A 20,707-nucleotide genomic window follows, 5' to 3' on the forward strand; every position below is an offset into this window, starting at 1 on the left:
CGGCTAATCCGGTTTTGTGTCAGTGCCTCGAGCTACTCGATCTGCTGTCGCACTCGACATAAGGTCCGCGGATCTAGGACCAATGGCCCTCCCCGCACGCAGGCGGGGCGACAACGATTGCTTGAAGCTCGATACGGAGGGGCCACGATGCTCGATACGGAGTCAGTCAACAGCACTATCACCGAGGCAGTGCGTTCGGCATGCCGCGCACCCTCGCTGCACAACAGCCAACCCTGGCAGTGGGTTCTCGATCGCGGGCAACTTCAGCTGTTCCTGGATCCGAGCCGCGTGATGACCACCGATACCAGCGCGCGCCAAGCCCTCATCAGTTGCGGGGCAGCACTCGACCATCTTCGCGTTGCGATGGCCGCGGCCGGTTGGCATACGGACGTCGACCGGTTTCCCTATCCCGCGAATAAGAACCATCTAGCGTCAATCGGCTTCACCCGCTCGCCGTATGTGGCCGAGCGCGACCGGCGGCGTGCGCGCGCGGTCTGGGAACGTCACACCGATCGGCTGCCCTTCAGCTCAGTCAGTGACCGGGAATCGATCGAACCGATCCTGCGCGCAGCAAGCGCGAGCGAGGCGGTCCATATAGATCTGCTCCCCGAGAGTCTGCGGCCGCAGCTTATCGAGGCTTCCCAAACCGCCGAATCACTGCGGTGGTACAACACCGTCTACCATGACGAACTATGCTGGTGGACAGCCCCTTTCGAGTCATCTGAGGGTATTCCCTACAGCGCCCTCGGCTCGGCCTCCGAAGCTGGCCGAGTCGCCTTCGACCGCACCTTCCCAGGTCATCGAGGGCCGAAGCGACGCGAAGCGATACCGGAAGACAACGCCGCAATCGTGTTGCTGTCCACCGACGGCGACGGTCGCGCCGAGGCGCTGGCATCCGGAGAGGCGCTCTCATCTGTTCTGCTGGAATGCACGATGGCCGGCCTGGCGACCTGCCCGGTCACTCACGTGACCGAGCTGCACGTCACCCGCGACCTGATCAAAGCGCTGCTCGACCGCGAAGCGACGCCGCAAGTGCTGGTCCGCGTCGGCGTTGTTCCCGTTGGCGAGAAGCAACCACCGCCCACTCCCCGACGACCACTGTCGGAGATTCTCCGGTTCGAAAACGAATGACGGAGCGCGGGCTGCGCAAAGCGGCGTCACGCCCGCTTAAGCGACTTGCTGGCCTCCGATCTTGGCGGCAATGCACTCGTGGATCAGCATCTCGACGTCATCGGGCTGCGCGCAACGATTTTGGATGATGAAAACAGCCGGTAGTCCCACGTGCAGGACGCGGGCGCTGGCCGCTGTGAGTCACCGCTCCATCCGGCGCAGCCGCTCTGGCCTTGCAGTGTGCGACCCAGAATGCAGTAGCCGACTACTGACGATGCGCCTCTTCGACGTTCCTAACGTGAACTCAGCGGAAGGAGTCAATCATGACGTTCAAACATTTGACCTGTGGCGGCGCAGGAACAGTGCCCGTCGACAGCGGGCTGCCCCGAGTGGGCGAACTCTACGGAGTGGAGAACAACGGCGACCTGCGCTGGTATCGCTACGACGGATCGGGCCTCCACGGCGAGAGTCCCGGAGATTGGGCGACTAATTCACGCAACATCATCGGCAACGGATGGGCAGGGTTCAAATTCTTCTGTGGCGGCGGGGACGGCATTTTGTTCGGGGTCGAACCCAATGGTGATCTGCGCTGGTATCAATACACGGCGGGTGACGGAGTCGCGGACCGTGCCGGCTCTCGCGGCTGGGATGCAAACTCCCGCAACATCATCGGCAACGGCTGGCAAGGCTTCGTCAGCCTGGTGTGTACGCCCAAGGCTGGCAGGATCGCCAATAACCCGGCTAGCACGCTCTATGGGGTGGAGCCTAACGGCGACTTGCGCTGGTACCGCTATGTCGGCGATGGGAAAGAAGACCGATCCGGCAACACTGGTTGGGCACCGAATTCCGGTAACACCATCGGTAACGGGTGGCAAGACTTCGCGATACTCACCGCCGCCTCGGACGTTCTGCTCGGGGTAGAGAACAACGGCGACCTGCGCTGGTACTTGTACGAGGGTGACGGCACGCAGGACCGCAGTGGAGGTACCGGGTGGCATCCCAACTCTCGCAACATCATCGGGCGGGGATGGGACCGATTCACGCGAATTGTCGGCGGACCGGACGACAACGGCGGCTTCGGTGTGGCTCTATACGCGGTCGAACCGAATGGTGATCTGTACTGGTACAAGTACACCGGCGATGGCGAAAATGACCCAACCGGTTCGACCGGCTGGCACCCGCGATCAGGCACGAAGATCGGGCACGGCTGGTAGAGCTGTCGCCCCCCGGGCACAGTCGATTGCGAGGTTCCACACTATTGAGCGACACAATTGCGCACTGCGTCGGAATCAGTCTGCTGTGATGAACGAATGAGCCCAAATTCCGTTGCCGATGTGCTTACGCAAATGCGCGCCATCGAGTCCGACGTGCCCGCGGGTGACGGCGCTGGCGTTTTCAACAGCGTCTATCTGCGCGTGACCGAGGCGGTGCAGGATTGCTTGACATCGGGCCACTTTTTTCACGACGACGCGTTCATCGCTGACCTCGATGTGCGGTTCGCCGGCTACTGGTTCGACGCGTACAACGCCGCGTCCGACAAGCCCAAGGCGTGGGAGCCCTTGTTCGCATCGCGGACGTGCAAAGCCATATTGCCGATCCAATTCGCACTCGCCGGTATGAACACGCATATCGAGAACGATCTGCCGCTCGCCGTGGTCGCGACCTGCGCGGCCCGAAGGTGCACGCCCGACAGCCCGGGTATCCGCGACGATTACGAGAAGGTCAACGAACTCTTGGCCAGCGTCGAGGCCGAGATTCGGCGGCAATTCCTCAACACGGTCGAAAACTCTATCGACGACCACCTTGAGCCGGTCGCGCACCTGGTCACGTCGTGGGACATCGATAAGGCCCGAGATTTTGCCTGGCTGACAGCGCAGACACTGTGGGAACTGAGGCGGGCGCGCACATTGTCCGATATCTATATCGCCACGCTGGCCCGAACCGTCGGGATGGGGTCGCGGTTGTTGCTGACCCCGCTCATCTGATCGCGAACCGCCAAGTCGGACAGATTCCCACCAAAGGGCCCCAAACGGAAAAAATTCCGAACCTAACGCAGGTTCGGAACCATTCCGATGTCTTGAGACATCACATGGTCGGGCTGACAGGATTTGAACCTGCGACCACTTGACCCCCAGTCAAGTGCGCTACCAAACTGCGCCACAGCCCGTTGCCGCCGAACCGGCAGCAGGTGGAAAGCCTACAGCAGACCACAAAGGCGACCCCAACCCGAACCGGAGGTGGCACGATCGCGCGCGTGGCCGGCAAACCAACCGACGATCAGCGTCTGCGCGACCTGGTACGCCTGCGTCGCGTCCGGGACCGTATCGACCGCGACTACGCGCAACCACTCGACGTCGAGGCGCTGGCCCGCGACGCGAATATGTCCGCCGGTCACCTGAGTCGCCAATTCAGGATCGCCTACGGCGAGTCGCCCTACTCCTACCTGATGACCCGCCGCATCGAGCGCGCGATGGCGCTGCTGCGCCGCGGCGATCTCAGCGTCACCGAGGTCTGCTTCGCCGTCGGCTGCTCGTCGCTCGGCACCTTCAGCACCCGGTTCACCGAACTGGTCGGCATCTCGCCGAGCCACTATCGAGACCAGACGGCACACGTCGTCGTGGGGCTGCCGTCCTGCGTGGAGAAGCAGGTGACCAAACCGGTCAGGAATCGAGAAGCGCCCGCGACCTCGCTGCACCTAGCGTGACCGTCATGGACATCACCATTCATTCGAGCATGCTGCCCCATCTCGATCCAGAAGAATCGCTGGCGTTCTACCGCGACACGTTGGGCTTCGAGGTCCGACTCGACGTCGGCAAGGGTGCGATGCGTTGGATCACCGTCGGACCGCCGAATCAGCCTGGTACGTCTATTGTTTTGAGCCCGCCGACCGCCAACCCCGGCATCACCGATGACGAGCGTCGAATGATCACCGAGATGATGGCTAAGGGCACCTACGCGATGATCGTCTTGGCGACGAAGGACCTCGACGGCACGTTCGAGCGGCTTCAGGCCGGCAACGCCGACATCGTGCAAGAGCCCACCAAGCAGCCCTACGGAATCCGCGACTGCGCCGTGCGGGATCCCGCGGGCACCATGATCCGCATCCAGGAACTGGCCTAGGTGTCTGAGGCCGTCGGTTCGCTCAACTTGACCAGCATCTTGCCGATGTTGGCGCCGGTGAAGAGCCCGTTGAGGGCATCGACACAGGAATCGATGCCCTCGAAGACGGTCTGGCGCGCGTTGATTCGGCCCTCATGCCCCCATTTGCGAAGAGCGGCCGATGCCTCGTCGAAACGGCTCCACTGATCGAGCGCGTTGAATCCCTGCATCGTCGCGGTCTTGGACAGCAGGTTGACGTAGTTAGCCGGACCGGGGTGGTCGCCAGTCAAGTAGCTGGAAATGATGCCGCACAACACAACTCGTGCGTTCATCGCCAAGCGGCCCAGCACGGCGTCGAGGATCGGGCCGCCGACATTGTCGAAGTACACGTTGACCCGTTGCGGGCAGTGCTGTTTGAGCGCCGCCTCGAGGTCGTCGTGCTTGTAGTCGATACACGCGTCGAAACCGAAGTCCTCGACCACCGCCCGGCACTTCTCCGGCCCGCCGGCGATACCCACGACTCGGGCTCCGGCGATCTTGGCGATCTGCCCGGCGATTGAGCCAGTGGCGCCCGCGGCTGCCGACACCACCACCGTGTCACCGGCCTGCGGCTTACCCACATCGGTCATCCCGATGTACGCCGTCGCACCGGTTGGACCGTAGACCGACATGATCGCGAGCTGGTCGGTCTCGCCGGGAATGGGCGTGCTGAACACGTCATCGCGGATGATCACATATTCCTGGAAACCGGTAAGCGTGGTGATCACGTCGCCCACCTTGTACGCGTCACACCGCGACGCCACGACCTCACCGATCCCGGCGGCGCGAATGACGTCGCCCAGCTGCACGGGCGGCAGATACCCCTGTTGGTCGTTGAGCCAGGTCCGCACCGCGGCGTCGAGACCTACGTATGTCGTGCGGACCAGCGCTTCGCCGTCGGCGGGTTCGGGTGCCGGCGTGCTCACCAATTCGGTGTCGCCGGGCTGGACCAAACCACTCGGGCGACGGCGTAGCAGGACTTGGCGATTGACTAAGTCGGGCACGATGCAGAAACTACCGAACACAAATGCCCTATTCGGGGTGATCGTGGTATGCGAGCATCAAGAAATGAAATCCGAGGATGACCCAGAAGCGCGCATCCGCGAGCTGGAGCAGCCGCTGGCCGACGCCGCGCGCGCGTCCGAAGCCGCAGCGAATCCACCACCGGGTAAATGGGCACCGCCGCCCGGGCCTCCCCTGTCGCCACCGACCACGCTGCCCTACGGCGGTTCGTTTCAGCCCCTACCGACGGGCGCCCGACGACAGGGCCGAGGGCTATGGATCCTGCTTGCGCTGTTCGTCGTTGGCATGATCGCGCTGCCGATCGGGATCTTTGTGTTCAGCACGCATCAGATGTCGCGGGGCGGCCTGACCACCCTCCTGCCGGCGCCGAGTGTCTCGTCGATCAGTCCCTCGCCGTCAGCGGTTGCGCCGGGTTCGGTATCGGTGTCGCCACCGACGAGTTCGGCAACGAGCGCACCGGCGGGTGAGAACATCACGGTGTCCGGGATCAGCGAGGTCCGCACCATCGCCTGCAACGGGGGCAGCGTCAGCGTCAGCGGCATCACCAACAACGTCACCATCTCCGGGCACTGCACGAGCGTCACTGTGTCCGGCATCCAGAACGAAGTCATTGCCGACGCGGCCGACAGGATCCAAGTCTCCGGCTCTGGCAACCACGTCACCTATCACAACGGATCCCCGAAAGTCGGGAACTCTGGCCTGAACAACGTCGTGCAGAAGGGCTGACAGCTCACACCGCGAGTAGCCGGTAAAGGCCGATCAGTCCGACGACGACGATGGTGGCGCGCAGCGCGTTCGGCGACAGCCGCCGACCATAGTGTGCCCCGAGCCAGCCGCCGATCAACGATCCGAAAGCTATGAGGCCCGCGGCCGCCCAGCTGATCCGGTGAAAGGCCACGAACGTATAGGCCAGTGCTGCAACAATATTGACGAGCAACGCCAGAAGGTTCTTCGCGGCGTTGGTGCGCTGCACCGATTCGGGCAGCAGTGCGCCCATCGCTGCGACCAGCATAATTCCTTGCGCCGCAGTGAAATATCCGCCGTAGACACCGATTGCGAACGTGCTCACCACTAGGGCCGCCATCCGGCGCGGTGACACCTCGTCGGCGGCGCGGCCGGCCTTCTCGGCGCGTTTCCGGGCCCAGCTCTGAATCCGCGGTCCTACCACGACCAATGCGAGTGCCGCGACGAGGAGCACCGGCACGATCCGGGCGAACGTCGTTTCGGGAAGATGCAGGAGCAACCAGGCGCCCACCGCGGCGCCCAGGACCGACGCCGGGATCTGCCAGCGCAATCGGTCCCATTGACCGCGCAGTTCCCGGCGATAGCCCCAGGTCCCCGACGTGCTGCCGGCGACCAGACCGACGGCGTTCGACATCGTGGAGGTGACCGGTGGGTAGCCCATCGCGACCAACGTCGGGAAGGTGATCAACGTGCCCGATCCGACCAAAGCGTTGATCGCGCCCGCGGCCATGCCGGCGAGCGCAATCAGGGCCGCGTGAGTCATGGGCACCGAAACAACTGTAGTTGGCCCGTTTTCGGCGACTACGTCACAGTCAGCGCGACTTCGGTTTGCGCTTATCGCGCACGCGCACGTTGATCCGGATAGGACTGCCTTCGAAGCCGAAGGTCTCGCGCAGGCGGCGTTCCAAGAACCGACGATAGCCGGCTTCCAGGAAGCCACTGGTGAACAACACGAAGGTCGGTGGACGTGATGCGGCCTGCGTGGCGAACAGGATGCGCGGCTGCTTGCCGCCCCGTACCGGCGGCGGCGTTGCCGCCACGACCTCTTTGATCCAGGTGTTCAGCCGGCCGGTACCGATGCGGGCATCCCACGACGCCAACGCATTTTCCAGCGCAGGAACCAGCTTCTGAACGGCGCGGCCGGTCTTGGCAGAGATATTCACCCGCTGGGCCCAGCGAATCTGCACCAGTTCGCGGTCGATCTCCTTTTCCAGCAGATAGCGACGATCCTCGTCGACCAGATCCCACTTGTTGAACGCCAGCACCAGCGCCCGTCCGGCCTCGATGACCATCGACAGCACTCGCAGGTCCTGCTCGGTCAGCGGCTCCGAACCGTCGATCAGCACGATCACGACCTCGGCGGCATCGATCGCGCCGTGGGTGCGCACCGAGGCATAGAACTCATGCCCGCTGGCCTGCCCGACCTTGCGGCGCAGACCGGCCGTATCGACGAATCGCCAAATTTTGCCGTCCAATTCGATCAGCGAGTCGACAGGGTCGACGGTAGTGCCGGCTACGTCATGCACCACCGAACGCTCGTCGCCGGCCAAGCGGTTCAGCAGCGAACTCTTGCCGACGTTGGGCTTGCCGACCAACGCCACCCGCCGCGGGCCGCCCTGCGCGGAGGCCAATTCCGCGACTTCGGGCAGCGCACCGACGACGGCGTCGAGCAGATCGGCGACCCCGCGGCCGTGCATCGCGCTGATCGCGTAGGGCTCACCGATGCCTAGCGACCACAAGGCGGCGGCGTCGGCTTCCCCCTTGTCGCTGTCGACTTTGTTAGCGGCCAAGAACACCGGTTTGCCCGAGCGCCGCAGGATGCGCGCCGCCGCTTCGTCGCCCGCGGTCGCGCCGACGACGGCATCCACCACCATGATCACCGCGTCGGCGGTCCGCATCGCTACCGACGCCTGCTCGGCCACCAGCTGCTGCAGGCCCTTGGCGTCGGGCTCCCAGCCGCCGGTGTCCTGCACGACGAATCGACGCCCGGTCCACAACGCGTCGTAGGACACTCGGTCGCGCGTCACCCCGGGGATGTCTTGCACGACCGCTTCTCGTCGGCCCAGAATCCGGTTGACCAGCGTCGACTTACCGACGTTCGGCCGGCCTACCACCGCTACCACCGGCGGTGGGCCACTGAACTCGTCGTCGACGTTTTCGATGAACTCGGCCGACTCCCAATCGCTTTCGTCGACCCACGTACCGTCTTCACTCATCGGCTGGTCTCGCTTTGTCGGCGGGCGTCATCGGCTGGCCTCGCTTCGCTGCTTGACCAAATCCAGCAGGTGGTCGATCACTTCGGACTCCGTCATCTCGCTGGTGTCGACCACCACCGCGTCCGAGGCGGCACGCAGCGGCGACACGGCGCGAGTGGAGTCGAGGTGGTCGCGGCGCCGTACGTCGGCAAGTACGCCCGCATAATCGTCGGGCTGGCCGGCGGCGACGTTCTGGTCGTTGCGACGACGTGCCCGCGTCTCGGCCGAGGCGGTCAGAAACACTTTCAGGTCAGCGTCGGGCAGTACCACGGTGCCGATGTCGCGGCCCTCGACCACGACGCCGCCCGGCCCATCGACGAGGGCCCGCTGCAACTCGACGAGACGACCGCGCACCGCGGGCACCGAAGACACCGCGGACACCGCGCGGGTGACCTCGTCGCCGCGAATCTCTGACGAAACATCTTCGCCGTCAAGGTAACTGCGGTCCTCGCCGGGGTCGTGGCTCACCGATATGTTCGCCGTGGCAGCGACAGAGTCAACGGCGTCGGAATCCGCCGGGTCGACGCCGGCACGCAGCACCGCCAAGGTCGCGATGCGGTACATGGCGCCGGTGTCGAGATATCGGGCGTGCAGCGCACGCGCTAATCCCCTTGATACCGAAGACTTTCCGGTTCCTGCCGGCCCGTCGACGGCGACGACCACGCTCGGTGCCGGATGGTTCGCTGCACTCCCGTCGCTCGCTGCGTTCGCTCCGCTCACAGCCCGACCGCTTTGTAGAGTTCGCCGATCTCGTTGCGGCGCAACGCCCGGATGCTGCCCGGCCGCTGGTCCCCCAGTGTCACCGCGCCGATGTCGGTGCGGACCAGGGCTTGGACCGGGAAGCCCGCCGCGGCCAGCATCCGGCGCACGATGCGTTTGCGTCCTTCGTGCAGCGTGACCCGGATCAGCGTCTTACCCGGCACCGCGTCCACCACCGCGAAGTCGTCGACAGCGATGGGACCGTCATCCAATTCGATTCCCGCCTTGAGCTTTTTGCCCAGACCCCGGGGCACAGCTCCGTTGACGGTAGCGACGTAGGTCTTGGGTATCTCGTACGACGGGTGCATCAGACGATGGGCGAGCTCACCGTCGTTGGTCAACAGAATCAGGCCCTCGGTGTCGGCATCGAGCCGTCCGACGTGGAACAGCTTCTTGTTGCCCCGGACGCGGTGCTCCACCAGGTCGCCGATGCATGGCCGGCCGCGGTCGTCGGACATCGTCGAGTGCATGCCCTGCGGTTTATTGAGCGCCAGATAGACCAGCGAGTCGTCGAGGATCACCCGCGCACCGTCGACCCGGATCTCCGATGCATCCGGATCGACCCGGGTGCCCAGTTCCGTCACCACCTGACCGTCGACCTCGACGCGACCGTCGGTGATCATCCGCTCCGCAACCCGTCGTGAGGCAATACCGGCCTGCGACAACACTTTCTGAAGGCGAACCCCGTCGGATTCGGCGGTTCCCGGCGTCATTCGGTGTCCACGTCGAACGACAGCGGCTGGTCGCTGGTCACTGTCGCGCCGGAAAGCTTCGCGAAACGTGGCTCCTCGTCCAGGGATTCGCTCAAATCGTCGATCGTGTCGACATCGGGGAGCAGCGGTGCGATATCGGGGAGATCGGTCAACGACGACAACCCAAGCCGTTCCAGAAACAGCTCGGTGGTCGCGAAAGTCACCGCGCCGGTGTCGGCATCGGTGCCGGCTTCGGTGATCAGCCCTCGCGCGAGCAGCGTGCGCATCACCGCGTCGACGTTCACGCCGCGGACCGCGCTCACCCGCGCTCGCGTCACCGGTTGCCGGTAGGCGACCACGGCCAGCGTTTCCAGTGCGGCCCGGGTGAGCTTCGAGCGTGAGCCATCCAGCAGCAGCCGCTCCACGTAGGGCGCGAAGCGCGCGCGGGTGTAGAGCCGCCAGCCGCCCCCGGCCTCGCGCAGGTCGATGCCGCTGTCGCGTTCGGCGAAGTCGTCGGCCATCTGCCGCAGCTTGGCGGCCACCCGGAAGGCGGGTTGCTCGGTGGCTGCGGCCAGCGCCTCGACCGGGACGGGAGTGTCGACGACCAGCAGCAGCGCTTCGAGCACTGCACCCAACTCGCCGTCCTCGAGCTCGGGCGCCGTCGCGACGTCGATACCGAGGTTCGTCCCGGAGTCGAGGTCCGCGTCGGGGTTCGAAGTGGATGAGTCGACAGGTACGTCGATGCCCACTTCTGCATCGTCGCTGGAGGTCATTGATATTCGTCCCGTAATTCTGCGCTGGTCGGCTGTTCTCCGGTCCACGAAACCTGGAGGGCACCAAGCGGTTCTGCCTGGTCGAATGCTACCGCCCGCGAACGATACAGCTCGAGCAGAGCCAGGAAGCGGCCGACGATCTCGATCGGCTCGCAGTCGGCGACGAGATCGGAAAACGACGCCCACTGCCCTATTCCGCGCTGTTCGAGGAACCACAGCAGCCGCTTGGCCTGCTCGGGAACCGATACGTACACCTGGTGCAGGTGCTCGGTGCCGACGGTCGGGACCGGACGGGGAGTGAAGGCGGTCGCGGCGATCTCCGCGAAGGTCTGGGCGTCGACTCCGAGCATCACCTCCGGAAGCAAGTCGGCGAACTTGTCCTCCAGCGACACCGCGCGTGGATAGCTGCGTAGGGCGGCGGCTTCGAGCTCACCGAAGATGGACGCGACATGCTTGAAGGCTCGGTATTGCAGCAGCCGGGCGAATAACAGGTCGCGTACCTCCAGTAGCGCCAGGTCTTCCTCGTCTGTGACCTGGCCCGACGGCAACAGCCGGGCGGCTTTGAGGTCGAGCAGCGTCGCGGCGACGACGAGAAATGCCGTGGTTTCCTCGAGTTCGAGCGCCGCGCCGATGGCCTTGGTGTAGGCGATGAAGTCGTCGGTGACCTGGTGCAGCGCCACCTCGGTCACGTCGAGACGGTGAGCAAAGATCAGTTGGAGCAAGAGATCGAACGGACCCTCGAAATTGTTCAGCTTGACCTGGAAGCCGTTCTGAGTTGATGCCTCGCAGGTCGCTCCGCCGGTCACGCGCCGAACCGGTCGATCACCTCGCGGGCCAACGACCGATAGGCGGCCGCGCCGCCCGATTTCGGTGCCCACGACGTAATCGGTTCGCCGGCGACGCTGGTCTCCGGGAAGCGGACGGTACGGGTGATGACGGTGTCGAACACGAGGTCGCCGAAGCGCTCCACGACGCGAGCCATCACCTCGCGGGAGTTGACCGTCCGCGGGTCGTAACGCGTGATCAAGATGCCGCTGATGTCCAGCTTCGGGTTGAGCCGGTCGCGGACCTTCTCCACGGTGTCGGTCAGCAAGGCCAGGCCGCGCAGTGAGAAGAATTCGCATTCGGTCGGGATGACAACGCCGTCGGCGCACGCCAGGCCGTTGACCGTGAGCAGGCCCAGCGACGGCTGACAGTCGATCAGGACATAGTCGTAGCGGTCCAGCACCGGATGCAGCGCACGCGCCAGCGTCTGCTCGCGGCCGACCTCGTTGACCAACTGGATCTCCGCAGCGGACAAATCGATGTTGCTCGGCACCAAATCCAGGTTCTTTACCCGGGTGTGCATCAGCACCTGGTCCAGCGACACCCTCGGCTCGACCAGCAGGTTGTGGACCGTGTGCTCCAGCTCGTAGTGCGGCACGCCCAGGCCCGCGGACAGCGCGCCCTGCGGGTCCAGGTCCACCAGCAACACCCGACGGCCGTATTCGGCGAGCGCGGCACCCAGGTTGATCGTCGACGTGGTTTTTCCCACGCCACCTTTTTGGTTGCACATCGCGATGACTTTGGCCGGGCCGTGCGACGTGCGCGGCTTGGGCTCGGGAATCGTCCGCGGGCGACGGCCGGTCAGGCCGACTTCGATGTTGCTATCCGCCCCGTCAGTCATCTGGGCCGCTCCTCAGCGTCTCGACGCGAGGCATCGTCGCCGGCGCACTCGTCTGCGCCGCTCCTCAGCATCGCTACGCGAGGCATCGTCGCCGGCGACCGCCTCGTGCGCGGCGGTCGGGCAACTGCGGACATGGCAGATGAGTCTAACGGTTACGAGCGCTCCTGCCGGAAGACCCGCAACAACGTCACCTGCGAATTTAGGGCGCTGGTGTGCGTAGTCGTGCGGGCTAGGGTGGCGATCATGAGTTTGAAGCAGCGCATCCCCCTGCTGCGGTGGTCTTTCTGGCGGATGGCGACCGGTGCCCGAAATATCACCACCACCGGCCAGATCGGTGACGGTCGCGAAGCCGCCGCCATTCAATACGTCCTGACCCACGCCCGCGCGGGCGATATCGACGACGTCATAGCAACCGTCGACCGGTTCGCCTACGAGAAATCGATGCTGATCAATGTCGGCGACGAGAAGGGCGCGCTGCTCGACGCGGCCGTCCGCCGGGCTGATCCGAAGCTGGCACTGGAGCTGGGCACATACTGCGGTTATGGCGCGCTCCGCATCGCCCGCGCCGCGCCGGGTGCCAGGGTGTTCTCGGTCGAGCTCGCGGAGGCCAACGCGGTTAATGCCCGACGGATTTGGGCGCATGCCGGTGTCGCGGATCGGATCACCTGTGTGGTCGGCACCATCGGCGACGGCGACCGGACGCTCGACGCGCTCGCGAGCGAGCACGGATTTAGCTCCGGCACAGTGGATTTCGTCTTCCTTGACCACGACAAGGACGCGTATTTGGACGACCTGCTGAGCATCATGGATCGGGGGTGGCTGCATCCCGGGTCAATCGCGGTCGCCGACAACGTCCGAATTCCTGGCGCCCCAAAATACCGCGAATACATGCGCCGGCAGCAGGGCGCGCTATGGAACACCATCGAGCACAAGGCACATCTGGAATACCAAAGCTTGGTCTCAGACTTGGTGCTCGAGTCGCAGTACCTAGGTGGTTAGCGAGCCCGGGGGTGGGCCTCGGCCCAGACCTCGCGCAGCGCATGCACGGTCACCATGGTGTAGATCTGCGTCGTGGTGACCGACGCGTGTCCCAGCAGCTCTTGGACGACGCGGACGTCGGCCCCGCCTTCGAGGAGGTGGGTCGCGAACGAGTGCCGCAGCGTGTGCGGTGATACCCCCGAGGTGATGCCGGCGCGCTCCGCAGCATCCTGCAGCACCTGCCACGCACTCTGCCGCGAGAGCCGCCCGCCGCGGGCGTTGAGGAAGATGGCCGGGGTACCGCGGCCGCGGCGCGCCAGCTCCGAACGCCCGCGAACCAAGTAGGCGTCCAATGCCTGCACCGCCGGCCGGCCGATGGGAACCAAGCGCTGCTTGCCGCCCTTACCACGCAGCAGCACCGATCGGGCCTGAGCGTCGACATCGTCGATGTCGAGTCCCACCGCCTCGGAGATCCGTGCGCCGGTGGAGTAGAGCAGCTCGAGCAGCGCCCGATTGCGCAACGTCAGCGGGCCGTCCGACGGGCTGTCCCCGCCGGCGCCGGCCAGCAGCGCGAGCACCTGGTCGAGGCTAAGGCTCTTGGGCAACCGCCGGCCCGGTGTGGGCGGCTTGACGGCTTGCGCCACATCGGATTCGGCCAACCCTTCGGCTGCGGCGAATCGATGAAAACCCCGGACCGCGATTAGCGTCCGCGCGGCCGACACCGCCGACAGCGGCGAGACCCCGGACTCCGGGTCACCGCGGCGCAGCGCCATCAAAAATTCGCTGACATCGTCTTCGGTGACCTTGACCATGTCGTCGACGCCGCGGGCGGTCAGGTGCTCGAAATACCGCCGGAGATCCCGACGGTAGGAGCTCAGCGTGTTGGCCGCGACGCCGCGCTCGATGGTGAGGTGATCGAGGTAGCCCTGCAGCTGCCCCTCTAGTGGCGGCGCGAGCGTGGTCATCGGTCGGCGGCCTTTCGCGCGCGGAACGCCGTCGAGCGGTCGATCCATGGCGCATCGACCGGCCTCGGCTCCGCGATACCCTCGGTGACCGCGTAAGCCGCCAAAATGCCTCCCACAGCAAGGGAATTGACGATTTCACCGCGGAAGATCCGCTGCACGGCGTCGGCGAGGGAGCACCAAGCCATGCGCATGTCGGCTTCTTCGTCGTGCGCCTCGGGCCGCTCGACCTCGCTCAAACCGGTGGCCAGGAAAACCCGGACCGATTCGTCGCTGAACCCGGGTGCGGAATCGAGATCGATGAGCGTCTGCCAGGTCTCTGCCTGTAGGCCGACCTCCTCGCGCAACTCGCGGGCAGCGCTCAGGTGAGGTGCTTCGCCCTCGACGTCCAGCAATCCCGCGGGTAATTCCCACAGGCGCCGCCTGAGGGGATGGCGGTATTGGTACACCAGCGGAATCCGGCCATGGTTGTCCATGGCGACGATGGCCACGGCACCGTAAAGCTCGACCACCTCTCGAGTCGCAATGTTGCCGCCCGGCATCCGGACACGATCGCTTCGCAACGCGAAAATCGCTCCAGTGTGCAGAGTTTCGGACGATATCGTCTCGAAGTCGTGCTCACCCACGAGTGACAGGTTCGGGCTCGGACAGCGACGAACCCGCCCCGTCATGCTGCTCGCTATTACCGTTGGCCCGGTGCTCGGGAATCTCCAGCGACAGTCGCTCGGCTGCCTTGTAGTCGATTGCCGCACCGATGAAGCCGGCGAACAACGGGTGTGGGCGGGTCGGGCGACTCTTGAGTTCAGGGTGCGCCTGGGTGCCGACGACGAACGGGTGCATCTCCGGCGGATATTCGACGAATTCAACCAGATGCCCGTCCGGCGACGTTCCGGAGAATTTCAGGCCGCTCTCGGCAATCTTGTCCCGGTAGGCGTTGTTGACCTCGTAGCGGTGCCGGTGCCGTTCGGACACCTCGGTCGTCTGATAAGCCTGGGCCACAATCGATCCCGGTTCGAGGACAGCCGGGTAAGCTCCCAACCGCATGGTCCCGCCGAGGTCGGCGTCGCCGGCGACGATGTCCTCTTGGTCGGCCATCGTGGAGATCACCGGGTCGGCGGTGTTCGGGTCGAACTCCGCCGAGTTGGCATCGGACAGACCGACCGAGCGCGCGGCTTCGATCACGATGCACTGCATTCCCAGGCACAGCCCCAACACCGGTAAGCCGCGGGCCCGCGCATGGGAGATGGCGCCGATCTTGCCCTCGATACCGCGTATTCCGAATCCACCGGGGATCAGCACACCGTGCACGTCGTCAAGCACCGCGGCCGCGCCGCCCGGCGTCTGGCAGTCGTCGGAACCCACCCACCGGATGTCGACCTTTGCGCGATGCTTGAAACCGGCGGCCCGCAGCGCCTCGCTCACCGACAGATAAGCATCCGAGAGGTCGATGTATTTGCCCACCAACGCAATTCGCACCGTCTCTTGTGGGTCGTGTACTCGGCGGAGCAGGTCGTCCCATTCGGTCCAGTCGACATCGCGGAACGGCAGGTTGAGCCGTCGCACGACATAGGCATCTAATTCCTCGCGGTGCAACACTTTCGGGATGTCGTAGATCGACGGCGCGTCGGGCGTGGAGATGATGCCGTCGATGTCCACGTCACACATCAGCGCGATCTTGTTTTTCAGCGGTTCGGGCACGTCGCGGTCGCAGCGCAAGATCAGCGCGTCGGGGGTGATACCGATGCTGCGCAGCGCGTTGACCGAGTGCTGAGTGGGCTTGGTTTTCAGCTCTCCGGACGGTGCCAGGTAGGGAATCAGCGAGACATGCAGGAAAAACGCGTTTTCACGCCCGATGTCGTGGCGGACTTGCCGTGCGGCTTCGAGGAACGGCTGCGATTCGATGTCGCCGACCGTGCCTCCGATCTCGGTGATGACGACGTCGGGCCGACGACCGTCGGGGCCGGGCTCGGCCATCGCCAAGATGCGCCTTTTGATCTCGTCGGTGATGTGCGGGATGACCTGCACTGTGTCGCCGAGGTATTCGCCGCGCCGCTCCTTCGCGATCACGGTCGAATAGACCTGTCCGGTAGTGACATTCGCCGAGCCGGACAGATCGCGGTCGAGAAATCGTTCGTAATGACCGACGTCGAGGTCGGTTTCGGCGCCGTCCTCGGTCACGAATACCTCGCCGTGCTGGAACGGATTCATCGTCCCGGGATCGACGTTGAGGTAGGGGTCCAGCTTCTGCATCGTCACCTGCAGCCCACGAGCGGTGAGCAGCTGTCCCAGGCTGCTTGCCGTCAACCCCTTGCCCAGCGACGAAACGACACCACCGCTGACGAACAGATGCTTGGTGGCGGTCTGCGGATGCTTACGCAATGTGGCGACCTCCGTGAAGACGGCGCAGGGCTAGCCTCTGGTGAGGGCTGTTTTCCAGCTTTGGGCCTGCCGACCCACGGAAACCCACCTTAACAAACACTCAGCCGGCTCGTCGCTGACACGCCCGGTGGCCCTACACGGGCATGCTCGAACCGCCCCAGCGTCGGCTTCGCGGCGGACCCCGCTACTGCGCGACGGTGAGGCCGGTGCTGCGGTGGCCGGTGCCGTATTGACCGGTGTGACCACCGTTGATCAGGTCCGCGACACTTAGCACCACCGTCACTCGCCCGGACTCGGCATCGACATTGTCGACGGTGCTGATCGCCGGGGTCACCGCGGCGTCAGCGCGGGCCACGCCGACCGCGGCGGGTCCGTCCGACGAGCCATCACGTCCGGCGAGCACCACGCCCGACCCATGTGGCGCCAGCGCCGCGGCGAACCGGGCCACGCTGAGCCCCTGATTGCCGGCGTCGTTGGCCAGCGCGCCACCGGTGATGACGGCCGCAGCATTCGACGCGCCGAGGTGCTGATTTCCGTGTTCCGGGAAAGAAATGAAACCCGTGTCGCGCAGCGCCGCGAGTACGGTGTCGCGTTGTCCGTCGTCGACCGGCGGCGTGGCCGGATCGCGGTTGATCAACAACGCGATGCCCAGCAGGTCGCCGGCCTGGGATCCTTGGTCGACCAGTTTCGTGCTCAGCTGCGCACCGGCGGGGAGCACCGATGAGGTGACCACCGAGTGCATCTTCTCCGCCGAATTGGCATCGACGAACTCCTGGGTCAGGCTCACCGTGCCGGTGACCCCTCCCCCGGCCTGCGTGACGATCTTTGCCACCGCATCGACGTCTTCGTCCTTCGCATCGGGCGCGCGGAAGATGATCAGTGACTTGCCGTTGAGTGCGTCGTGCACCATCCGGCCAGCCATCTGTGTGTCGAAAGCGTTGGCAGATGCAAGCTTTGCGGCCAGTTGGTCCTTCTGGCCGTTGAGGCCGTTGACCTCGTTGTGCAGAGTGCGCGTCTCGTCGCGCAGCCCCGACACCAGGGTGTTGGAAAGAAATCCTGACCCCAGGACGACTCCCACCGCCAGAGCCAGGAACACAGCGGCCAACGAAATCGCGTGCTGGCGAAGAGATATCACGTCGCTACCGTCCTAGTGAATCCAGTGCTGCAACCAGAGCCAGAAATGATTCCAGTACAGGCCTGCCCAGTGCAGCACCACCGTGTCGGTGCGCGACACCCATAGCGCGGCGATGATCGAGAGCAGCATTGTCAGGATCAGCAACGCGATCGCGCCGCCGGAGATGCGGTTGTGGTACAGCGTGGCAACGGCTTTCGCGTCCACCACCTTTTCGCCCACGCGCAGCCTCGTGAGGAACGTCGAGGGGTTGCTCTGCTGGCGGGTGCGGTCGAAGAACGTCTCGATGTTGGCGCGGTGGCCGGCGGTCACCAGCAGCGCTGCACCATGGTGGTCGGCCAACAGCAGCGCGAGGTCGGCTGGGGAACCGGCGGCGGGAAACGTCATCGCCCCGACACCGAGATCTTGGATGCGCTCCAGGCCCGGTGCGTGACCGTCCGCGTCGGCCGGCAGGACCACCTGTGCTCCGCTCTTGAGTACTTCGGCGCTCAGGTTGCTGGGATCGCCGACGATCAACTGGGGGCGATATCCGGCGTTACGCAGGACGTCTGCCCCGGTACCGACGCCGATGAGGACCGGTTGGTATTCCTTGATGAAGGGCTTGAGCCGTTTGAGGTCGTCGGCGGCGTCTTCGTCGTCGGCGACGATCACGACATGGCGACGGCGTAGTTCGATGTCGACGTCAGGAATGCCGATCCCGTCGATGAGCAGCGGGCTCTCGCTGCGGATGAACTCAATGGTGTTGCCGGCGAACGCTTCCAGATGCGAGACCAAACCGCTCTTGGCTTCCTGCATCAAGGCGGCGATCTCTTCGTCGGTGCGCTCCGTGCCGCGGATCAGCCGACGGTCTCCAGCGTAGATTCCACCGTTGTACAGGCGGACTTTGGAGCCGTCCTTGACCTTCTTGAAAACGTCCGTACCGGTCTCGTCGATGAGCGTGACACCGTTGGCCAGCAGCACCTCGGGGCCGAGATTGGGATAACGGCCCGACACCGACGGAGAAGCGTTGACAACGGCGGCGATCTCGGCGTCGACGAGCGCATCGGCGGTGATCCGATCTAAGTCCAGCACGTCGAGGACCACGATGTCGCCAGGGCCGACGCGGCGCAGCAGTCGGTCGATGTCGCGATCGACCCGGGCGGTGCCAACAACGCCCGGCCGCGAGGTGTTACGGGACAACAACGAGGACAAAGTGGTGGTCACGCTCATGGAGGCGATTCTGTCGGGGATCCCGAACCGGACCGGGGAGGCGCGCCGTAACAACCGCCTCAGAAGTAATATCTTGTCACATCTGTCACAGGGCCGTAGCCCAGTTCAGGTCGCGATCCGATCACAGTCCGCAGCCTCGATCAGTTCCCGGGCATGGGCGCGCGCGGTGTCCGAATCGCCTAGCCCAGCCAGCATTCTGGCGAGCTCGTTGACCCGATCGTCGCCGTCCAGTCGCCGTACGCCGCTGGCGCCGTTCTTTCCGTTGGTGTCGACCATCAGGTGGATGTCGGCATAGGCAGCGACTTGCGGGAGATGAGTCACCACGATCACCTGCCGGGTGCGAGCCAACCGCGCCAGCCGTCGGCCGATCTGGACGGCCGCCCGCCCGCCGACGCCGGCGTCGACCTCGTCGAACACCATCGTGGTGCCGGCAGTCCGCGAGGACGACGTCGCCAGGACCACCTCCAAGGCCAGCATCACCCGCGACAACTCGCCGCCCGACGCGCTTTTCGCCAGCGGCAGAACGGTCATTCCCCGGTGGGCGGCGAAGCCGAATTCGACAAGGTCGACGCCATCGCCACCGGCATGGGCCCGCGCACCAGTACTGAGCGTGAGCGCCGCGGGGTCGTCGGCGGTGGCCGGCATTGTCGACACCGAAATGGTGAACTCGGCATCGGCCATCGCCAAACCCGACAGCTCCCTGGTGACTTCCTTCGCGAGCCGCTTGGCGGCCTGCGTGCGCGCCTTGCTGAGCTCGGCTGCGGCGCCAGCCAATTCGAGTGCAAGCTCTTCGACGCGGCGTTGCAGGCCCGCCAACGCCTCTTCGGAGACGTCGAGCTGAGCCAATCGCTCGCGCGCCTCGCGGGCCCACGCGAGCACGCCGTCGATGTCGGCGGCGTATTTGCGGGTGAGGGTGCGCAGCTCCGCCTGCCGGGCCAGCTTGCCATCCAAAGTGCTGGCGTCCGAAGGTAATTCGCCGAGATAGCCGCCGAGCTCGCGCGAGACATCGCCGACGACGGTCAGCGCCTCATCGAGCTGGGCGGCCAGTCCACCTAGTGTGGAATCATCGGTCGACTCCAATGCCGCCTTGGCGCGCCCCAGACAGTCGGCCGCCGACGCGGATTGCGCCGTCGGGTCTGCACTGGCGTCATCCGCCGCGCCGGCCAATGCGACGCGGGCGCCGGACGCCGCTTCGCGCAGCGCGTCCAGCTCGGAGAGCCGACGGATTTCGCCCACCAGGCTGTCGTCCTCACCGGGAGCCGGATCGACGGTACCGATCTCGTCGAGCGCGAACTTCAGCCGATCAGCTTCCTGCGCCAGTTCACGGGCGCGGTTGCTCCTGTCGACGAAGTCTCGGCGGGCCGTCTGCCAGGCGTCGCGCAGCTTGCGATACTTCTCCAGCTTGGCGTCGACTCCGGCGAACCGGTCGAGCGCACCGCGTTGCTCGTCGGGCCGCATCAGCCGCAGCTGGTCGTTCTGGCCATGCAGCGTCAGCAGCTCGGCGGTGAAACCGCTCAGAGATTTCGCCGGGACACTGCGCCCGCCCAGGTAGGCCCGCGACGGGCCCTCACGGCTGACCGAGCGCAGCGCGATGATACTGCCGTCCTCGTCGCGCTCGGCCCCTGAGCCGTCGAGCAGCTCGTCGAGCAACGCAACGGACTTGTCGTCGAGATCGGCTGTGGTGAAACGACCTTCGACGACGGCGCGCTCAGCCCCGGAACGAACCCGGTTCGCGTCCGCGCGGGCTCCGCCGAGCAGATGCAACCCGGTCACCACCATGGTCTTTCCGGTACCGGTCTCACCGGTCAAAACCGTTAAACCGCGACCGAATTCGGCCGTCGCGACACTGATGGCGCCAAGCGACTCGATCCGAATCTCGGAGAGCAC

Annotated in this window: 21 protein-coding genes and 1 tRNA gene; 7 read left to right on the top strand and 15 right to left on the bottom strand. The window is 65.2% G+C overall.

What is annotated here, in order from left to right:
• The first annotated feature begins 147 nt into the window (after positions 1-147).
• The 3 genes from MKK62_RS22825 (at position 148) to MKK62_RS22835 (ending at position 3,095) form a co-directional block, all read left to right on the top strand.
• On the top strand, positions 148-1,131 hold the full coding sequence (locus tag MKK62_RS22825; RefSeq protein WP_240263572.1) for an Acg family FMN-binding oxidoreductase: 984 nt from the start codon (positions 148-150) through the stop codon (positions 1,129-1,131).
• Positions 1,132-1,433: 302 nt separating this feature from the next.
• Complete coding sequence (locus tag MKK62_RS22830) at positions 1,434-2,324, top strand: tachylectin-related carbohydrate-binding protein (RefSeq protein WP_240263571.1); 891 nt, start codon at positions 1,434-1,436, stop codon at positions 2,322-2,324.
• Between the two features lie 132 nt (positions 2,325-2,456).
• Positions 2,457-3,095 (top strand): DUF5995 family protein, encoded by a 639-nt coding sequence (locus tag MKK62_RS22835; RefSeq protein WP_240263570.1) that lies wholly within the window; start codon positions 2,457-2,459, stop codon positions 3,093-3,095.
• A gap of 105 nt (positions 3,096-3,200) precedes the next feature.
• On the opposite strand, the gene MKK62_RS22840 is transcribed toward MKK62_RS22835, so the two are convergent.
• Positions 3,201-3,277 (bottom strand) — tRNA-Pro (locus MKK62_RS22840).
• 87 nt (positions 3,278-3,364) lie between these two features.
• Between MKK62_RS22840 and MKK62_RS22845 the strand changes: the two genes are divergently transcribed.
• Together MKK62_RS22845 and MKK62_RS22850 are read left to right on the top strand one after the other, a co-directional pair.
• Positions 3,365-3,814 (top strand): helix-turn-helix transcriptional regulator, encoded by a 450-nt coding sequence (locus tag MKK62_RS22845; protein ID WP_240263569.1) that lies wholly within the window; start codon positions 3,365-3,367, stop codon positions 3,812-3,814.
• Positions 3,815-3,819: 5 nt separating this feature from the next.
• Complete coding sequence (locus MKK62_RS22850; RefSeq protein WP_240263568.1) at positions 3,820-4,230, top strand: VOC family protein; 411 nt, start codon at positions 3,820-3,822, stop codon at positions 4,228-4,230.
• Here MKK62_RS22850 and MKK62_RS22855 read toward each other — a convergent pair.
• A complete protein-coding gene (locus MKK62_RS22855; protein ID WP_240263567.1) occupies positions 4,227-5,252 on the bottom strand; it encodes an NADP-dependent oxidoreductase in 1,026 nt (341 codons plus the stop codon). The genes MKK62_RS22850 and MKK62_RS22855 overlap by 4 nt on opposite strands.
• Positions 5,253-5,316: 64 nt before the next feature.
• On the opposite strand from MKK62_RS22855, the gene MKK62_RS22860 reads away from it, so the two are divergent.
• Positions 5,317-5,997, top strand: coding sequence for a DUF3060 domain-containing protein (locus MKK62_RS22860; protein WP_240263566.1), 681 nt, complete (start codon positions 5,317-5,319; stop codon positions 5,995-5,997).
• 4 nt (positions 5,998-6,001) lie between these two features.
• Here MKK62_RS22860 and MKK62_RS22865 read toward each other — a convergent pair whose 3' ends face one another.
• Genes MKK62_RS22865 through MKK62_RS22895 form a run of 7 tightly spaced genes read right to left on the bottom strand, consistent with a single transcriptional unit; the run spans position 6,002 to position 12,160 of the window.
• A complete protein-coding gene (locus MKK62_RS22865) occupies positions 6,002-6,778 on the bottom strand; it encodes a sulfite exporter TauE/SafE family protein (RefSeq protein ID WP_240263982.1) in 777 nt (258 codons plus the stop codon).
• A 49-nt stretch (positions 6,779-6,827) separates the two neighbouring features.
• On the bottom strand, positions 6,828-8,231 hold the full coding sequence (gene der, locus MKK62_RS22870) for a ribosome biogenesis GTPase Der (RefSeq protein WP_240263565.1): 1,404 nt from the start codon (positions 8,229-8,231) through the stop codon (positions 6,828-6,830).
• A 27-nt stretch (positions 8,232-8,258) separates the two neighbouring features.
• Positions 8,259-8,990, bottom strand: a complete 732-nt coding sequence (gene cmk / locus MKK62_RS22875; protein WP_434084985.1) for a (d)CMP kinase — start codon at positions 8,988-8,990, stop codon at positions 8,259-8,261.
• Positions 8,987-9,742, bottom strand: a complete 756-nt coding sequence (locus tag MKK62_RS22880) for a pseudouridine synthase (RefSeq protein ID WP_240263564.1) — start codon at positions 9,740-9,742, stop codon at positions 8,987-8,989. The genes cmk and MKK62_RS22880 overlap by 4 nt, the downstream gene beginning before the upstream one ends.
• Positions 9,739-10,494: an SMC-Scp complex subunit ScpB gene (scpB, locus tag MKK62_RS22885; RefSeq protein ID WP_240263563.1), complete on the bottom strand. Its 756-nt coding sequence runs from the start codon at positions 10,492-10,494 to the stop codon at positions 9,739-9,741. The genes MKK62_RS22880 and scpB overlap by 4 nt, the downstream gene beginning before the upstream one ends.
• A complete protein-coding gene (locus MKK62_RS22890; RefSeq protein ID WP_240263562.1) occupies positions 10,491-11,300 on the bottom strand; it encodes a segregation/condensation protein A in 810 nt (269 codons plus the stop codon). The genes scpB and MKK62_RS22890 overlap by 4 nt, the downstream gene beginning before the upstream one ends.
• Positions 11,297-12,160 carry a ParA family protein gene (locus MKK62_RS22895; protein WP_240263561.1) on the bottom strand — a complete coding sequence of 288 codons (864 nt, stop codon included), beginning with the start codon at positions 12,158-12,160 and terminating at the stop codon, positions 11,297-11,299. The genes MKK62_RS22890 and MKK62_RS22895 overlap by 4 nt, the downstream gene beginning before the upstream one ends.
• Before the next feature lie 243 nt (positions 12,161-12,403).
• On the opposite strand from MKK62_RS22895, the gene MKK62_RS22900 reads away from it, so the two are divergent.
• The gene (locus MKK62_RS22900; RefSeq protein WP_240263560.1) at positions 12,404-13,159 is read left to right on the top strand and encodes an O-methyltransferase; all 756 of its coding nucleotides are present in this window, start codon (positions 12,404-12,406) and stop codon (positions 13,157-13,159) included.
• Here MKK62_RS22900 and xerD read toward each other — a convergent pair.
• The 6 genes from xerD to recN all read right to left on the bottom strand — a co-directional run bounded on the left by xerD (position 13,156) and on the right by recN (position 20,707).
• Positions 13,156-14,103, bottom strand: a complete 948-nt coding sequence (gene xerD / locus MKK62_RS22905; protein ID WP_240263559.1) for a site-specific tyrosine recombinase XerD — start codon at positions 14,101-14,103, stop codon at positions 13,156-13,158. The genes MKK62_RS22900 and xerD overlap by 4 nt on opposite strands.
• Positions 14,100-14,726, bottom strand: coding sequence for an NUDIX domain-containing protein (locus MKK62_RS22910; RefSeq protein WP_240263558.1), 627 nt, complete (start codon positions 14,724-14,726; stop codon positions 14,100-14,102). Before MKK62_RS22910 ends, xerD begins: the two co-directional genes overlap by 4 nt.
• Positions 14,719-16,479: a CTP synthase gene (gene pyrG / locus MKK62_RS22915; RefSeq protein ID WP_240263557.1), complete on the bottom strand. Its 1,761-nt coding sequence runs from the start codon at positions 16,477-16,479 to the stop codon at positions 14,719-14,721. The genes MKK62_RS22910 and pyrG overlap by 8 nt, the downstream gene beginning before the upstream one ends.
• A gap of 184 nt (positions 16,480-16,663) precedes the next feature.
• Positions 16,664-17,614: a copper transporter gene (locus MKK62_RS22920; RefSeq protein WP_240263556.1), complete on the bottom strand. Its 951-nt coding sequence runs from the start codon at positions 17,612-17,614 to the stop codon at positions 16,664-16,666.
• 12 nt (positions 17,615-17,626) lie between these two features.
• Positions 17,627-18,820 (bottom strand): putative cytokinetic ring protein SteA, encoded by a 1,194-nt coding sequence (gene steA / locus MKK62_RS22925; RefSeq protein ID WP_240263555.1) that lies wholly within the window; start codon positions 18,818-18,820, stop codon positions 17,627-17,629.
• Between the two features lie 105 nt (positions 18,821-18,925).
• Positions 18,926-20,707, bottom strand: coding sequence for a DNA repair protein RecN (gene recN / locus MKK62_RS22930; RefSeq protein ID WP_240263554.1), 1,782 nt, complete (start codon positions 20,705-20,707; stop codon positions 18,926-18,928).

Source organism: Mycobacterium paraterrae (assembly GCF_022430545.2).
Classification (GTDB): domain Bacteria; phylum Actinomycetota; class Actinomycetes; order Mycobacteriales; family Mycobacteriaceae; genus Mycobacterium; species Mycobacterium paraterrae.